This is a genomic window from Achromobacter ruhlandii (genome assembly GCF_902859695.1).
GTDB classification, from domain to species: Bacteria; Pseudomonadota; Gammaproteobacteria; order Burkholderiales; family Burkholderiaceae_B; genus Achromobacter; species Achromobacter ruhlandii.
Genome location: NZ_CADIJL010000001.1, coordinates 254,887 through 269,115 on the forward strand (window position 1 = coordinate 254,887; position 14,229 = coordinate 269,115).

At 67.5% G+C, this 14,229-nt stretch carries 13 protein-coding genes; 10 read left to right on the top strand and 3 right to left on the bottom strand.

Features of this window, described 5'->3' with window-relative positions:
* The first annotated feature begins 9 nt into the window (after nucleotides 1-9).
* Genes trbF through HV742_RS01130 form a run of 4 tightly spaced genes read left to right on the top strand, consistent with a single transcriptional unit; the run spans nucleotide 10 to nucleotide 3,231 of the window.
* Nucleotides 10-714: a conjugal transfer protein TrbF gene (gene trbF, locus HV742_RS01115; RefSeq protein ID WP_023121620.1), complete on the top strand. Its 705-nt coding sequence runs from the start codon at nucleotides 10-12 to the stop codon at nucleotides 712-714.
* Entirely contained in the window at nucleotides 711-1,703 is a 993-nt protein-coding gene (trbG, locus tag HV742_RS01120; protein WP_023121619.1) for a P-type conjugative transfer protein TrbG, read from the top strand. Before trbF ends, trbG begins: the two co-directional genes overlap by 4 nt.
* Nucleotides 1,704-1,705: 2 nt before the next feature.
* Nucleotides 1,706-2,992 carry a TraB/TrbI/VirB10 family type IV secretion system protein gene (locus HV742_RS01125; protein WP_023121618.1) on the top strand — a complete coding sequence of 429 codons (1,287 nt, stop codon included), beginning with the start codon at nucleotides 1,706-1,708 and terminating at the stop codon, nucleotides 2,990-2,992.
* Entirely contained in the window at nucleotides 2,989-3,231 is a 243-nt protein-coding gene (locus HV742_RS01130; protein WP_023121617.1) for a DUF2274 domain-containing protein, read from the top strand. The genes HV742_RS01125 and HV742_RS01130 overlap by 4 nt, the downstream gene beginning before the upstream one ends.
* A 411-nt stretch (nucleotides 3,232-3,642) precedes the next feature.
* Here the strand turns inward: HV742_RS01130 and HV742_RS01135 are convergent, their stop codons facing one another.
* Together HV742_RS01135 and HV742_RS01140 are read right to left on the bottom strand one after the other, a co-directional pair.
* Nucleotides 3,643-4,152: a flavodoxin family protein gene (locus HV742_RS01135; RefSeq protein ID WP_175144310.1), complete on the bottom strand. Its 510-nt coding sequence runs from the start codon at nucleotides 4,150-4,152 to the stop codon at nucleotides 3,643-3,645.
* Nucleotides 4,149-4,982, bottom strand: a complete 834-nt coding sequence (locus HV742_RS01140) for a M90 family metallopeptidase (protein WP_175144379.1) — start codon at nucleotides 4,980-4,982, stop codon at nucleotides 4,149-4,151. The genes HV742_RS01135 and HV742_RS01140 overlap by 4 nt, the downstream gene beginning before the upstream one ends.
* A gap of 108 nt (nucleotides 4,983-5,090) precedes the next feature.
* Here HV742_RS01140 and HV742_RS01145 point away from each other — a divergent pair, with 108 nt between their 5' ends.
* Nucleotides 5,091-7,379: a RelA/SpoT family protein gene (locus HV742_RS01145; RefSeq protein ID WP_059269526.1), complete on the top strand. Its 2,289-nt coding sequence runs from the start codon at nucleotides 5,091-5,093 to the stop codon at nucleotides 7,377-7,379.
* A gap of 132 nt (nucleotides 7,380-7,511) precedes the next feature.
* Here the strand turns inward: HV742_RS01145 and HV742_RS01150 are convergent, their stop codons facing one another.
* Nucleotides 7,512-8,825, bottom strand: coding sequence for an MFS transporter (locus HV742_RS01150; RefSeq protein WP_080977337.1), 1,314 nt, complete (start codon nucleotides 8,823-8,825; stop codon nucleotides 7,512-7,514).
* 133 nt (nucleotides 8,826-8,958) lie between these two features.
* Here HV742_RS01150 and argE point away from each other — a divergent pair, with 133 nt between their 5' ends.
* The 5 genes from argE to HV742_RS01175 all read left to right on the top strand — a co-directional run bounded on the left by argE (nucleotide 8,959) and on the right by HV742_RS01175 (nucleotide 14,062).
* Entirely contained in the window at nucleotides 8,959-10,110 is a 1,152-nt protein-coding gene (gene argE, locus HV742_RS01155; RefSeq protein WP_049072138.1) for an acetylornithine deacetylase, read from the top strand.
* 150 nt (nucleotides 10,111-10,260) lie between these two features.
* Nucleotides 10,261-11,460 carry a tryptophan synthase subunit beta gene (gene trpB / locus HV742_RS01160; protein WP_064526737.1) on the top strand — a complete coding sequence of 400 codons (1,200 nt, stop codon included), beginning with the start codon at nucleotides 10,261-10,263 and terminating at the stop codon, nucleotides 11,458-11,460.
* Between the two features lies 1 nt (nucleotide 11,461).
* Entirely contained in the window at nucleotides 11,462-12,328 is an 867-nt protein-coding gene (trpA, locus tag HV742_RS01165) for a tryptophan synthase subunit alpha (protein WP_054419895.1), read from the top strand.
* 37 nt (nucleotides 12,329-12,365) lie between these two features.
* Complete coding sequence (accD, locus tag HV742_RS01170) at nucleotides 12,366-13,244, top strand: acetyl-CoA carboxylase, carboxyltransferase subunit beta (protein ID WP_049072142.1); 879 nt, start codon at nucleotides 12,366-12,368, stop codon at nucleotides 13,242-13,244.
* Between the two features lie 269 nt (nucleotides 13,245-13,513).
* Nucleotides 13,514-14,062: an acyloxyacyl hydrolase gene (locus tag HV742_RS01175; protein WP_049072143.1), complete on the top strand. Its 549-nt coding sequence runs from the start codon at nucleotides 13,514-13,516 to the stop codon at nucleotides 14,060-14,062.
* Nucleotides 14,063-14,229 lie beyond the last annotated feature (167 nt).

Here is a 14,229-nt window from a genome sequence, read left to right on the forward strand (position 1 = left end):
GAACTGACCATGCGATTCAAGAAACCGCAGGTGCGCTACGCCGACACGCCGCAGCCTGCCACGCCGTACCAAGCTGCCGGCCAGGTGTGGGACGACCGTATCGGCTCGCCGCGCGTGCAGGCGAAGAACTGGCGCCTGATGGCCTTCGGCTGCCTGACGCTCGCGCTGCTGATGGCCGGCGGCCTGGTGTGGCGCTCGGCGCAGTCCATCGTCACGCCCTACGTCGTGGAGGTGGACAACGCGGGCCAGGTGCGCGCAGTGGGTGAAGCCGCCACGCCGTACCGGCCGGGCGATGCGCAGACGGCGCACCACATCGCGCGCTTCGTGACGCTGGTGCGCTCGCTGTCCATCGACCCCATCGTCGTCCGCCAGAACTGGCTCGACGCCTACGACTACACGACCGACAAGGGCGCAGCCGTGCTCAACGATTACGCGCGGGTCAACGACCCGTTCGCGCGCATCGGAAAGGAGTCGGTGACGGTGCAGATCACCAGCGTCGTGCGCGCCAGCGACACGTCTTTCAACGTGCGCTGGACGGAACGGCGCTACGTCAACGGCGCCGCGGCGGGCCTGGAGCGGTGGACGGCGGTGGTGTCCATCGTGCTCCAGCCGCCGCGCACCGAAGAACGCCTGCGCAAGAACCCGCTAGGCATCTACGTCAACGGCCTGTCGTGGAGCCGTGAACTGGATTCTTCCGAAGGAGCAAAACCATGAATGATCTTTTCCGTAAATCCGCCTTGTCGTTGATCGTGCTGGCCCTCGCGGGCTGCGCCACGCAGGGCAAGCCGCCGCCGACCATCTCACTCGATGAGCCGGTGCAGGCCCAGCCGCTGCCCGAGCCGCCCGCGCCGGTGGAGGTGGTGGCCGTGCCCGAGGTGCTGCCGATGCCGGCGCAGTTGATGCCGGCTCCCGAAGCCGAGGACGCCAAGCCCGCGCCTGAACCTGCCGACGAGAAGGTGCGCGTCTCGCGGGCCAATACCGAGGCGCGCGTCGCGCCCACGCGCGAGGGCTATGTCAACGCGATTCAGGTGTGGCCCTTCACCGATGGCGCGCTCTATCAGGTCTATGCGGCCGTGGGCCGCGTGACCGTGGTTTCGCTCCAGCCGGGCGAGGAACTGGTGACGGTGGCCGCCGGCGATACGGTGCGCTGGATCGTGGGCGACACATCCAGCGGCAGCGGTGCCGACTTGCGCGTCAACGTGCTGGTGAAGCCCATTCGGTCGGGCCTGAAAACCAATCTGGTCATCACCACCAGCCGCAGGACGTACCTGCTGGAGCTGACTTCCACGGAAAAGACGTGGATGGCGTCGGTTTCCTGGGAGTACCCGCGCGACCGGATGCTGGCCTTGCAGCGCCAGGCGCAGGCGGCCAGCGCCGCCGCGCCGGTCGATAGCGGCCTGTCGCTGGAGAACCTGCGCTTCCGCTACGCGATCAGCGGCAGCAATCCGCCGTGGAAGCCGCTGCGCGCCTTCGACGACGGGCAGAAGGTCTATATCCAGTTTCCCGCAGGCATCGCGCAGGGCGATCTTCCGCCGCTGTTCGTGATCGGGGCCGAAGGCGACGGCCAACTGGTGAACTACCGCTTCCGCTCGCCGTACTACATCGTGGATCGCCTGTTTGGCGCGGCCGAGCTGCGCCTGGGCGGCGACAAGAGCGACGTGGTGCGGATCGAGCGCACGGACGGCGTGGCACGGAGGAACTGACCATGAGCCAGGACGACACTCCCGACCTCGCCACGCCGCAAGCGGGCAAGGTCGCGCCCGAGGCGGTGGCACTGCGCGCCCAGCCGCGTGCTGTGACCCGGTTGAACCGGCGCACGCTGGCCGTCCTCGTCGGCGGCCTGTCGGTCGCCGTGCTCGGGGCCACGATCTGGTCGCTGCAACCGCAGCGGCGTGGTGCCAACGAGCAGACCGAGCTTTACAACGTCGATCGCGTCTCGAAGTCTGAAGGGCTGGATGGCCTGCCGGCCGACTACTCGAAGCTGCCGCCGAAGGCGCCCGAGTTGGGGCCGCCGCTGCCGGGCGACCTCGGCCCGGCCATCGTGAACTCGCAGCAGCCAGCCGTGGCCGCTTACGCGGCCCCCGGCCACGATCCGAACGATGCCTTGCGCAAGGAGGCCGAAGCCGCAGCGGCTTCGTCGGTGTTCTTCCGCTCGGGCGGTCAGGGCCAGGCCGTCGCCACCGCCACCGCCACGATGGCGCAGACGGCGCCGGGTGTGCCTAGTGCTGCCAATGCGCTCGCGGCCTTCGACCCGCTCGCTGCCGGGCCGGCCTCGGTGGCGGCCCAGGTTGCCGCCCCAGCCGCTGCGCGGAGTCGGCAAGACCAGAACGAAGCATTCCTGCAAAGCGGTTCTACGGAAACCCGCAATTCCGGCAATCTGGCGCTGCCCGCGTCGCCTTATCAGGTCATGGCCGGAACGGTGATCGCGGGCGCGCTGGTGACGGGCATCAAGTCCGATCTTCCGGGCGACGTGATCGCCACGGTGACGGAGCCAGTCTATGACTCGGCCACAGGCAAGTTCCTGCTGATTCCGCAGGGATCGCGGATCCTCGGGCGCTACAACAGCCGAGTCAGCCACGGGCAGAGCCGCGTGCAGGTGGTTTGGAATCGGGTCATCCTGCCCGACACGTCCTCGCTGACGCTCGACAACCTCATCGGCACCGACCCGGCCGGTTACTCCGGCCTGGAGGATGACGTGGACTGGCACTGGGATCGCATCGTTGCAGGCGCGGTGCTGACGACACTGCTAGGGGTCGGTGCCGAGCTGGCCTCGCCGGAGAATCGCCAGGACGGCAACCGCATCATCATCGCCGGGCGCGATGGTGCCCAGGACAGCATCAACCAAGTCGGCCAGGAGATTACCCGGCGCAACATGGACATCCAGCCGACGCTGACCATCAGGCCGGGCCTGCCGGTTCGCGTCATCGTGAACCGGGATCTGGTGCTGCGGCCGTACCAGCCGCTGTTCTTCAACCGGGGGGCTTCGCAATGAGCACGAAGAAGCTGCGGCTCGGGCCGCTGCCCAAGACCGAGAGCGTCAAGCTAACCTTTGCCTGCCCGGCCAGCTTGAAAGCCGACCTCGACCGCTACGCCGCGCTGCACGCGCAGACCTACGGCGAGGCGGTCGATGCCGAGAAGTTGATCCCGCACATGCTGGAGGCGTTCATGGCGGGGGATCGGGGGTTCAAGAAGGGCACCGCGACGCGGAGCGCGCCACCGAAGCCGACATGATGGCCTGGCCCATCATCCAGCGGCAGCCATTGAACGCGCAGCCCAAGGCTGCGCGTTCTTCATTCTGGACGCCGCCAAGAGCCGCTTGGGCTATGATGCTGCGACAGGCCCGCCGTTCCTCGGCAATCCAGCACGACACAGTGCGATGCGGCTTTCTCTCCCGACGCTCTTATGTGGCTCCTAGCCCACGCGGCCAAACTTCTGCAAAGTGGCCTGGAAAAGAGCTAACCTACTGTCCCATATACGGTTTCAAGCCTTGCGTGATTGGCACGAAAGACTTGACACCGGCACTTTTTTGGTCGTCCCCCGCGTGGCGTCGCGGCGCTCCCTGGCCACGGGGAAGGAGCGCGGGCCCCGCGGGGGAAGGACACGTCAGGCCCATGTTGACCGGCAGTCGGCGCCGGGCCTGCGTCAACCCGCGGTCAGCAGCAGGCCGGCGAGCAGGCCGCCAACTTCCTCGCAACGCGCCAGCTCGGCCGGCGCCACCGTCTTGGAGGCGAGGATCTGGTCGGGCGTCTGCGCGCCCAGGTTGACAATCAGGGCTGGCGCCACGGGCCGCAGGCGCCAGCCGGTGCAGATGCGCTCCATCTGGCGCGCCGCGCCGGCGCCGTCGCTGCCGGCGCTGACCAGGCAGGCGTAGGGACGGCCGGCGATGCGGTCCAGCACGCCGTAATAACAGCGGTCGAAGAATTCCTTCATTTCACCGCTCAGGCTGGCCAGGTTCTCCGGCGCGCAGAACAGCAGGCCATCGCTGGCCAGCACCTCGTCCATCCCGGCGTCCGCGGCGCGGCGCAGGGTCACCGCCAGATCGTCCGGCTGTTCCAGCAGCGCCGCCGCCGCGGCCGCGCCCCGGGCGGCGGCCTCGGCCATCTGGCGGGCCGCGCCGGTGCGGGAATGCCACACGATCAGCAGCCGTTTCATGCGTAGCGCGCCAGGGGATCCTGGCGGTAATAGGCCCGCAGCAGGGCGAACCATTCCGGCAGTGCCTCGGCCATCGGGTGGGGATCGACGAAGAAGTGCTCGGAGCTGACGGCGAAGAACTCGGCTTCGTCGGTGGCGGCGTAAGGGTCGAGTGGCAAGCGCCCGTACCAGGCGTCGGCCTCGGCGCTTTCCGGATCGACGTCATGCGGAATGGCGGCCTCCACCGCGTCGACCGCGGCGATGAAGCGGTCCAGGCTATCGTCCAGGATGCGGCGCCATTCGCGCGGCTTGATATCGCCGTGCGCCGCCAGCGATGGCATGCCATCGGCAAAGCCCGATTGCAGGTCGAGCTTGTGCGCGAACTCGTGGATCACCACGTTGAAGCCGCCTTCGGACAACTGCGTGTCCTCCCAGGACAGCACCAGCGGGCCCCCGTCCCAGGCCTCGCCGGCAGCGTCTTCCAGGTATTCGTGCATCACGCCGTCCTCGTCCATCTGCTTGCGCGGGATGCGAAAGCCCGCGGGGTACACGATGATCTCCTCCCAGCCCTCGTACAGCGCGGGCGTCAGGTTCAGGATCGGCAGGCTGGCCTGGGCCGCGATCGACAGCCGCATGAAGTCGGTCACTTCCAGCCCCCGCGCGCCATTGATCGTCTTGCTGGCCAGCAGCCAGGCCGAGCGCGCCAGCAACTGCGCGGATTCGTCGGCGTCCAGCGCCGCCAGGAAAGGGTGGGCGTCCAGCACCTGCCGCCAGAGGTCGGGTGCGATCCGGGCCTGCATCTGCGCCACCTCGGCGGCGCGCGCGCCCCGGCCCTTGAGCCAGCGCAACATAAGCTTGGGTTCCTTGAATATGTGCCCGGCGTTGGCCGGGGTTTTCAGCATTGATTCCTAGTGTAGAGTGTCGGAATCCTCGATTACCGTAACCGCAATACGCCCGCGATGTCCGCCCCGCCCGTTCCTGATGCGCCTTCGACTTTCGACGCTTCCTGGCGACAGGAGGCGGGGGCGGGCCTCGACGCCGACGGCCTTGCGCTTATCGACCAGGCGGTGGCCTGGTCGGTTCCCCGTTTCGAGGGCCAGCAGGCCCTGACGGGCGAGCCGCTGGCCTCGCACGGCGCGGGCGTGGTGCGGATCCTGGCGGGCCTGCATACCGACGCCGCCACGCGCGCCGCGGCCCTGCTGGCCGCCTTGCCGACCGACCTGACCGCGCCGGCCCCGGCGCTGCGCAACGACCCGGTCGCCGCTGCCTTCGGCGCCGAAGTCGCCCGCCTGGTGCAGGGCACGCGCGCCCTGCTGCGGCTGGGCGTGGTGGCGCGCCAGGCCAGCGACGCCGAGGCGGAAACCGGCTCGCAGAAGGAAATGCAGCGCAAGATGCTGCTGGCCATGGCCGCCGACCTGCGCATCGTGCTGATGCGCCTGGCCTCGCGCCTGCGCACCCTGCGCTGGCACGCCGAAAGCAAGACGCCCTGTTCGATCGCCTTCGCCCGTGAAACCCTGGACCTGTACGCGCCCCTGGCCAACCGCCTGGGCATCTGGCAGATCAAGTGGGAAATGGAAGACCTGGCGTTTCGCTTCCTGGAGCCCGACCGCTACAAGCAGATCGCCCGCCTGCTCGAGGAAAAGCGGGTCGAGCGCGAGGCCTTCATCGCCGGCGCCATCGAGCGCCTGCAGACGGCGCTGGCCAAACATGGCATCGAAGCCGAGGTCAGCGGCCGGCCCAAGCACATCTACAGCATCTGGAACAAGATGCGGGTCAAGCGCCTGGATTTCTCGCAGATGTACGATCTGCGCGCGCTGCGCATCATCGTCGACGACGTGCGCGCCTGTTACATGGCGCTGGGCATGGTGCACGAGATGTGGACGCCGCTGTCCGACGAGTTCGACGACTACATTTCGCGGCCCAAGCCCAACGGCTACCGTTCGCTGCACACGGTGGTGGCCGACGATGACGGCCGCCCGTTCGAAGTGCAGATACGCACCCGCGAGATGCACCAGTTCGCCGAGTACGGCATGGCCGCGCATTGGCGCTACAAGGAAGCGGGCGCCAAGGGCGGGCAGGTGGCCGCCTCCAGCGAATACGACCGGCAACTGGCCTGGATGCGGCAACTGCTGGCCTGGAATACGGATGTCGAGGCGGGCGAGGCGCCCGCCGCCGACAAGCAGGATGCGGCCAGACCGGCCGGCAAATCCGGCCCGGGCAAGAGCCGCCATGCCGCCGTCACGCCTGCGCCCACGGACGAACGCATCTACGTGCTGACGCCGCAGGCCCGCGTGATCGAGTTGCCGGCCGGCGCCACGCCGGTCGACTTCGCCTATCACCTGCACACCGACCTGGGCCACCGCTGCCGCGGGGCGCGGGTCGACGGCCAGATGGTGCCTCTGCAGACGCGTCTGGCCACCGGCCAGACGGTCGAGATCATCTCGGCCAAGTCCGGCGGCCCGTCGCGCGACTGGCTCAACCCGCAGCTCGGTTTCCTGGCCAGCCCGCGGGCCCGCGCCAAGGTGCGCATGTGGTTCAACGCCATCGAACTGCAGCAGCGCATCACGCAAGGCCAGGCGCTGGTCGAAAAGGAACTGCAGCGGCTCGGCAAGACCGCGGTCAACCTGGAACAGCTGGCGCAGAACCTCGGTTTCGCCCGCGCCGACGACCTGTACGTGGCCGCCGCCAAGGAAGAGTTCAGCCTGCGCCAGATCGACGCCGTGTTCCAGCAGCCGGCGCCCGCCGCCGAGCCGCAACCGGCCGCCCTGCGCCACGCCAGCGCCGGCAGCGCCGAGAAAAGCGGCAAGAGCGGGGTGTTGGTGGTGGGCGTGGGCTCGCTGCTGACGCAGCTGGCGCGCTGCTGCCGGCCCGCGCCGCCCGATGCCATCGCCGGCTTCGTGACACGCGGGCGCGGCGTGTCGATCCACCGCTGCGACTGCCACAGCTACCTGGCGCTGGCCGCGCGCGAACCCGAGCGGGTGATCGAGGTGGCCTGGGGCGAGACCCCGGCGGACACGTTCTACCCGGTCGACATCAGCGTGCGCGCGCACGACCGCTCCGGCCTGCTGCGCGACCTGTCCGAAGTGTTCGCGCGCCTGCGTTTGAACGTAGTGGGCGTGAACACCCAGAGCCGGCAGTCGCTGGCCCATATGGTGTTCACGGTGGAAGTGCGCGGCGGCGAATCGCTGGCGCGCGCGCTGGATGCGCTGGCCGAGGTGCCGGGCGTGTCGTCGGCGGTGCGCCGCTAGCCCGGCGCGGCATCCTGGAGGGAGAGGTCCCAAGGCAGGCCATCCGGGATGGAGCCCGGATGCAGGCCGCGCGGGACAGAATGCGGACGCGGCTGCCCGGGCCATCGCGGCCCGGGCGCATTCCGGCGAAGTTCAGTGGTCCAGGTTCTCGTGAGCGCGTTCGCGCATGAAGAACGACGCCACCAGCCCCAACGCCACGCCGAACATCACGTAGTAGGCCGGCGCCATCGGCGAACCGGTGGTCTTGATCAGCCAGGTCACGATGAACTGGGCGAAGCCGCCAAAGATCATCACCGCCACGTTATAGGCCAGCGACAGGCCCACCGAGCGCACCCGCGCCGGGAACAGTTCCGCCATGACGGTGCTGAACACGCCGAAGAAGGCCGACACGAAGAAGCACACCACGATCTGCACGGTCAGCAGGCGGCCGATCGACGGCGCGTCCGACAGCCAGTAGTACAGCGGGTACAACACCACCAGGTAGCCGATCAGCGAGCCGATCACGATGGGGCGGCGGCCGGCACGGTCGGACCAGGCGCCCATGAACGGCGTCAGCAGCACCATCAGCGCCGCGCCCGCCATCTGCACCAGGAAGGTCTGGTTCAGCGGCAGCTTCAGGATCTGGGTCGAGTAGGTCACCAGGTAGGTGAAGGTGATGTAGATGGACACCGTTGCCGTCACCACCAGGCCCACGCCGATCAGCGTCTCGCGGGTGTGGGTGCGGACCATCTCGGCCAGGCTCAGCCGCTGCACCTCGCCGCGCGCGGCGGCCTGGCGCTCGTCTTCCTTCATCTGCTTGAAGGCGTCGGTTTCGTCGATGTTGCGGCGGATATAGATGGCGATCGGCACGATCACCAGGCCAAACGCGAACGGCAGGCGCCAGGCCCAGGCCGCGATCTGCTCCTGCGTGAAGAACTCGGTGATCAGCGTGCCGCAGGCTGCGCCGATCAGCAGCGCCAGCATCTGCCCGGCCATCTGCCATGAGCCGTAGAAGCCGCGCTTGCCATTGGGCGCCATCTCGATCAGCAGGGCGGTCGAGGTGCCGAACTCGCCGCCGGCCGAGAAGCCCTGCAGCAGCCGCGCGATCAGGATGAAGATAGGCGCCAGGATGCCGGCCGCGTGATACGTCGGCGCCACGGTGATCAGGGCGATGGACACCGCCATCAGCGACGTGACCAGCACCATGGCCGCCTTGCGGCCCTTCTTGTCGCCATACAGGCCCAGGATGATGCCGCCCACGGGGCGCATGAAGAAACCGACGCCGAAAATCGCCGTGGTCATCAGGATCGCGTTCAGCTCGCTGCCGGGAACGCTGGGATCGGTCGGAAAGAACAGTTTCGAGATGATCGGTGTCATGAACGCGAACACCAGGAAGTCATACCATTCGAGGGCGTTGCCGATGACTGCCGCCACGATATTGCGCGTGGGAACTGCTTTGTGCTGCACGGTTTCTCCTTGGGGGCTTTGCTGCTTGAAGGGCGTCATTCTAGGCCCAGGCACGGCCTGCGTCCGGCCCGGGGCGCGGGACGCGGACGCGTCCTGGCTTTACACTGCTGCTTTTACCCAAGAGAGTTGCTACATGAACGCGCGCACCTGGCTGGAGACGCTGGTCGGTTTCGACACCACCAGCCGCAATTCCAATCTTGCCCTCATCGAGACCGTCCGTGATTGGCTCAAGGGCCAGGGCGTCGATGCATGGCTGGCGCACAATCCCGAACGCACCAAGGCCAACCTGTTCGCCACCCTGCCGGCGCAGGACGGCAACCAGCAGGGCGGCATCGTCCTGTCGGGCCACACCGACGTGGTGCCGGTCGATGGCCAGGACTGGAGCACCGACCCGTTCCAGCTGATCGAGAAAGACGGCCTGCTGTACGGCCGCGGCAGTTGCGACATGAAGGGTTTCATCGCCGGTTCGCTGGCGCTGGTGCCGGAATTCCTGGCGATGCCGCGCAAGAAGCCGATCCACCTGGCGTTCTCCTACGACGAGGAAGTCGGCTGCGCCGGCGCGCCGTACATGCTGGCCGACCTGCACGAGCGCGGCATCCGCCCCGAAGGCTGCGTGGTGGGCGAACCCACCGGCATGCAGGTGGTGGTGGCGCACAAGGGCATCAACCTTTTCCGCTGCAAAGTGCACGGCAAGGCGGCGCACTCGTCGCTGACCCCGCGCGGCTGCAACGCCATCGAATACGCCGCCCGCCTGATCTGCCGCATCCGCGACCTGGCCGACAGCTTCAAGGCCAACGGCCCGTACGACCAGTTCTACGACGTGCCGTTCTCCACCATGACCACCAATCAGATCCGCGGCGGCATCGCGGTCAACACCATTCCCGAATTGTGCGAATTCACCTATGAATTCCGCAACCTGCCGGGCATGCAACCCGACCAGATCCAGGCGGAAGTCGAAAAATACGTGCGCGATGAGCTTCTGCCGCGCATGAAGGCCGAATTCGACGGCGCCAGCATCGAAATCGAGACCGGCGCCGCCGCGCCCGCCCTGGAGGCCTCCGAAGAGGCCGCCATCACCCAGCTGGTGCGCGCCCTGACCGAAGACCGCGCCACCCGCAAGGTAGCCTATGGCACCGAAGCCGGCCTGTTCCAGGGTATCGGCATTCCCACGGTGGTCTGCGGCCCCGGCCACATCGAGCAGGCGCACAAGCCCAACGAGTTCGTCGCGCTCGACCAGCTCGCCGCCTGCGAGACCTTCCTGCGCCGCATGGGGCAGTCGCTCTGACGCGTCTGGCCGGGTAGGCCCGGCTCGGCAACGCCGGTGCGGGAGCAGGGGGCGTTGCCCCCGTCCGCGACCGGCGTCAGGTAAAATGACGGGTTGCAAACCGGATTTGCGGGCGGCAGACGTTGGCCGTGATACCGGGGGAGATGCTTGGTGAAACCTTACGATTTTCCGGATGCCCAGGGCCATTTCGGCCCTTATGGCGGTGTTTTCGTGGCGGAAACGCTGATGCACGCGCTCGACGAGCTGCGTGCCGCCTATGACCGCTACCGTGTCGATCCCGCCTTCCTGGAAGAGTTCAACTACGAACTCAAGCATTTCGTCGGCCGTCCCAGCCCGGTCTATCACGCCCGCCGCTGGTCCGACCTGGTGGGCGGCGCCCAGATCTGGTTCAAGCGCGAAGACCTGAACCACACCGGCGCACACAAGGTCAACAACTGCATCGGCCAGGCGCTTCTGGCCAAGCGCATGGGCAAGCCGCGTGTCATCGCCGAAACCGGCGCCGGCCAGCACGGCGTGGCCACGGCCACGGTGGCGGCCCGGTACGGCATGGAATGCGTGGTCTACATGGGCAGCGAAGACGTCCGCCGCCAGGCCTCCAACGTCTACCGCATGAAGCTGCTGGGCGCCACGGTGGTGCCGGTCACCTCCGGCTCGCGCACCCTGAAGGACGCGCTCAACGAAGCCATGCGCGACTGGGTCACCAACATCGAGAACACCTTCTACATCATCGGCACGGTGGCGGGCCCCGATCCCTACCCCCGCATGGTGCGCGATTTCCAGACCGTCATCGGCAATGAATGCCTGACGCAGATGCCCGAGGCCATCGGCCGCCAGCCCGACTACGTCGTGGCCGCGGTCGGCGGCGGCTCCAACGCCATGGGCATCTTCCATCCCTACATTCCCTACGAGAACGTGCGCCTGATCGGCGTCGAAGCCGCCGGCGAAGGCATGGACAGCGGCAAGCACGCCGCGTCGCTGGCCGCCGGCCAGGTGGGCGTGCTGCACGGCAACCGCACCTACGTCATGCAGGACGCCGACGGCCAGGTCCAGGAAACGCATTCTGTCTCGGCCGGGCTGGACTACCCCGGCGTGGGTCCCGAGCATGCCTGGCTCAAGGACTCCGGCCGCGCTGAATACGTCGGCATCACCGACGATGAAGCGCTCAAGGCCTTCCACGATTGCTGCCGCATCGAAGGCATCATGCCGGCGCTGGAGTCCTCGCACGCCATCGCCCAGGCCGTGAAGATGGCGGCCACGCTGCCGCGCGACGCCGTCATCCTGGTCAATCTGTCGGGCCGCGGCGACAAGGACATGCATACCGTCGCCGAACGTGCCGGTATCGAGCTCTAACATGACGACAACCCGTTCCGATCGCATTGCCGCCGCCTTCGCGCGCACCGCCGAATCCGGCCGCGCCGCGGCGCTCATCCCCTACATCGCGGCCGGCGATCCGTCGCCCGCCGCCACCGTTCCCCTGATGCACGCGCTGGTCGAGGCCGGCGCCGACGTCATCGAACTGGGCGTGCCGTTCTCCGATCCCATGGCCGACGGCCCGGTGATCCAGCGCGCCGCCGAGCGCGCCATCGCGCAGGGCGTGGGCCTGGGCCGCGTGCTCGACCTTGTGGCCGAGTTCCGCCAGCGCGATACCGCCACCCCCGTGGTGCTGATGGGCTATGCCAACCCCATCGAACGCATGGGCCAGGCTGAATTCGCCCGTCGCGCCGAGGCCGCGGGCGTGGATGGCGTCCTGGTGGTCGACTATCCGCCCGAGGAAGTGATCGAATTCGCCAGCACGCTCGGCCGCCATGGCATCGCCCCGATCTTTCTCCTGGCCCCCACCTCGACCGACGCGCGTATCCAGGCCGTGGCCGCCGTGGCGCGCGGTTACGTCTACTATGTGTCGCTCAAGGGCGTGACGGGAGCCGGTTCGCTCAATACCGACGACGTGGCCGAGCGCGTGGCGGTGATCCGCCGCCATGTGCGCGAGATCCCGGTCGGCGTGGGCTTCGGCATCCGCGACGCCGACAGCGCGCAGCGCGTGGCGCGCGTGGCCGACGCGGTCGTCATCGGCAGCAAACTGATTGAAACCATGGAGCAGGCGGTGGCCAACGCCCCCGCTGCCCAGCAAACCGACGCCGCAGTCGCCGCCGCCAGCGGCTGGCTGCGCACCATCCGGCAGGCGCTGGATCAAGTAAAACGACCGAGCGCGTCGGCCTGAGCGGCCTGGCGCGACTTCCTTACGGGATGAACAAACAATGAGCTGGATCGAAAAACTCCTGCCGCCTCGCATCAACAAAACCAGCGACAGCGGCGCCCGCCGCGTGCCCGAAGGCCTGTGGGTGAAATGCCCGTCGTGCGAAACGGTGCTGTACAGCGAAGACCTGGCGGCCAACCTGCACGTCTGCCCCAAGTGCGATCACCACATGCGCATCGGCGCCCGCGCCCGCATCGACTCGCTGCTCGACATGGAAGGCCGCGTCGAGATCGGCCAGAGCACGCGCTCGGTCGATTCGCTGAAATTCAAGGACACCCGCAAGTATCCCGAGCGCCTGGCCGAAGCCGTCAAGCAGACCGGCGAGACCGATGCGCTGGTGGTGGTCAGCGGCTCGATTCGTGGCGTGCCGGCGACGCTGGCCTGCTTTGAATTCGAGTTCATGGGCGGCTCCATGGGCTCGGTGGTCGGCGAGCGCTTCGCGCGCGGCGCCCAGGCCGCGCTGGACAACAAGACGCCCTTCATCTGTGTCGCCGCTTCGGGCGGCGCGCGCATGCAGGAAAGCCTGCTGTCGCTCATGCAGATGGCCAAGACCAACGCCATGCTGACGCGCCTGTCGGCCGCGGGCCTGCCGTTCATCAGTGTGCTGACCGATCCCACCATGGGCGGCGTGTCCGCCAGCTTCGCCTTCATGGGCGACGTGGTCATCGCCGAGCCCAAGGCCCTGATCGGCTTTGCCGGCCCGCGCGTGATCGAACAGACCGTCCGCGAAAAACTGCCGGAGGGCTTCCAGCGCGCCGAGTTCCTGCTGCAGAAGGGCGCCATCGACATGGTGGTCGACCGCCGTCAGTTGCGCGAGGAAATCGCTCGCCTGCTGGCCTTGCTGACCAACCAGCCGGCCGACGTCGTCACCGCGGCCTGATCGCGTTTCCCCGGCTCCTTCGGACTGGGGGCTAAGATGAAAAAGCCGCCGCGCATCCGTGCCGGCGGTTTTTTCATGGCTGTTTGTTCAGCCCTCTGACAGCGTCATTTTTCGTGCGTCGGGCGGAACAGTGTTTTCCATGATTTTTGTTGCCTTATTGCGACATATTGCGAGCCTTCTGGCCCGGTTTTTGCTATGTTCTGTAGTACTGGATAACACTCGTGAATTGCGCCGAGATGTCATCCCAACAAAATACGGAGTTGCTCCCAATGCAGTCGACGAAGAAGAAAATGCTTGTCCGCCTTGTCGGTTTGGCCCTCGCCGGCGCCGCGACCCTCGCCAGCGCCCAGTCGTCCGAGGGTACGCAGGGCGGCGTGAGCCTGCACTATGGCGTGGGCGACCACTATCAGCGCTTCACCCTGAACTACGAAACGCCGTCGGTGTGGACCTATCAGTTCGGCGGCAATTGGGGCCGCCTGGATCTGACGCCCGAACTCGGCGTGTCTTACTGGTGGGCCGACGGCGACCGCTCGCCGAGCAATGTGTGGCAATTGAACGCCATCCCGATGTTCCGCTGGTGGGCGGGTGAGCGCTTCTACCTCGAAGCCGGTATCGGCGCCACCGTGTTCTCGCGCACCCGCTTCGCCAACGAGAACATCAGCACCGCCTTCCAGTTCGGCGACCACGTCGGCCTGGGTTTCCTGCTGACGCCGAACAACCGCATCGGCGTGCGCTATTCGCACTTCTCCAATGCCAGCATCAAGCGCCCGAATCCCGGCCTGGATACGGTGCAGCTGACCTACACGTACCAGTTCTGATCGCGGCGCGATCCGGCCTGACGAAAGAACCCTCGGTGACGAGGGTTTTTTTTCGGCCATGTTCGCGCCCTATCCCGGCGCCATGTTCCGCCGGCGTGTTCCGGCGCCATACCCGGGCGGCGTGGTCGACTGGCAAATAAAAAAGCCCCCATCATTCGATGGGGGCT

What these genes read in the sequence shown, in the direction of transcription:
- trbG (WP_023121619.1), top strand. Translation starts at nt 711, where the DNA reads ATGAATGATCTTTTCCGTAAATCCGCCTTGTCGTTGATCGTGCTGGCC.
- HV742_RS01130 (WP_023121617.1), top strand. Translation starts at nt 2,989, where the DNA reads ATGAGCACGAAGAAGCTGCGGCTCGGGCCGCTGCCCAAGACCGAGAGC.
- HV742_RS01145 (WP_059269526.1), top strand. Translation starts at nt 5,091, where the DNA reads ATGTCCGCCCCGCCCGTTCCTGATGCGCCTTCGACTTTCGACGCTTCC.
- HV742_RS01140 (WP_175144379.1), bottom strand. Translation starts at nt 4,982, where the DNA reads ATGTTGCGCTGGCTCAAGGGCCGGGGCGCGCGCGCCGCCGAGGTGGCG.
- accD (WP_049072142.1), top strand. Translation starts at nt 12,366, where the DNA reads ATGAGCTGGATCGAAAAACTCCTGCCGCCTCGCATCAACAAAACCAGC.
- argE (WP_049072138.1), top strand. Translation starts at nt 8,959, where the DNA reads ATGAACGCGCGCACCTGGCTGGAGACGCTGGTCGGTTTCGACACCACC.
- HV742_RS01175 (WP_049072143.1), top strand. Translation starts at nt 13,514, where the DNA reads ATGCAGTCGACGAAGAAGAAAATGCTTGTCCGCCTTGTCGGTTTGGCC.
- HV742_RS01135 (WP_175144310.1), bottom strand. Translation starts at nt 4,152, where the DNA reads ATGAAACGGCTGCTGATCGTGTGGCATTCCCGCACCGGCGCGGCCCGC.
- HV742_RS01125 (WP_023121618.1), top strand. Translation starts at nt 1,706, where the DNA reads ATGAGCCAGGACGACACTCCCGACCTCGCCACGCCGCAAGCGGGCAAG.
- trbF (WP_023121620.1), top strand. Translation starts at nt 10, where the DNA reads ATGCGATTCAAGAAACCGCAGGTGCGCTACGCCGACACGCCGCAGCCT.
- trpA (WP_054419895.1), top strand. Translation starts at nt 11,462, where the DNA reads ATGACGACAACCCGTTCCGATCGCATTGCCGCCGCCTTCGCGCGCACC.